This is a genomic window from Desulforamulus aquiferis (assembly GCF_030577015.1).
GTDB lineage: Bacteria > Bacillota > Desulfotomaculia > Desulfotomaculales > Desulfotomaculaceae > Desulfotomaculum > Desulfotomaculum aquiferis.
Map to the genome: position 1 here is coordinate 1 of NZ_JARPTC010000057.1, position 598 is coordinate 598.

Genomic DNA, 598 nt, shown 5'->3' on the forward strand with positions numbered 1-598 from the left:
CGGGTTGCCCCATTCGGGTATCCACGTATCAACGCCTGCTTGCGGCTACTCGTGGCTTTTCGCAGCTTTCCACGCCCTTCTTCGGCCCTTAGCGCCTAGGCATCCACCATGTGCCCTTTTCTTCTTGACCTACTTACTTTTCGAGATTTGATTAGCTTATTGTTTTCCGCGGCTTTTCCCACTTCTAACCTCTCGCTTCTCTCATCTCATTTGCTCGGCTACATTGCTGTATCCTGCAAAATTGTTTTACTACGACGCTTTACTTTTCACTGTTCAGTTTTCAAGGAACATTTTTTACATTGAGAGATAGAGATGGTGGAGACAAGCGGAATCGAACCGCTGACCCCCTGCTTGCAAGGCAGGTGCTCTCCCAGCTGAGCTATGCCCCCACTTAAGACTTATATATGGTGGGACTAGGTGGACTCGAACCACCGACCTCACGCTTATCAGGCGTGCGCTCTGACCGGCTGAGCTATAGTCCCATTTTTGTCTTCAGGTCTCTCAAAACTAAACAGGTAGATGATAAATGATCGACCAGAGTTTCTTGAACCTATGGTTCAAGGTACTCCTTAGAAAGGAGGTGATCCAGCCGCACCTT

2 tRNA genes and 1 rRNA gene are annotated in these 598 nt (G+C 48.7%); all 3 read right to left on the reverse strand.

Annotated elements, in window-relative coordinates:
* Positions 1-130: ribosomal RNA gene (locus P6N53_RS18485) — 23S ribosomal RNA — on the reverse strand; the annotation flags it as partial.
* Positions 131-313: 183 nt separating this feature from the next.
* A tRNA-Ala gene (locus P6N53_RS18490) sits at positions 314-389 on the reverse strand.
* Positions 390-405: 16 nt separating this feature from the next.
* Positions 406-482 (reverse strand) — tRNA-Ile (locus P6N53_RS18495).
* Positions 483-598 lie beyond the last annotated feature (116 nt).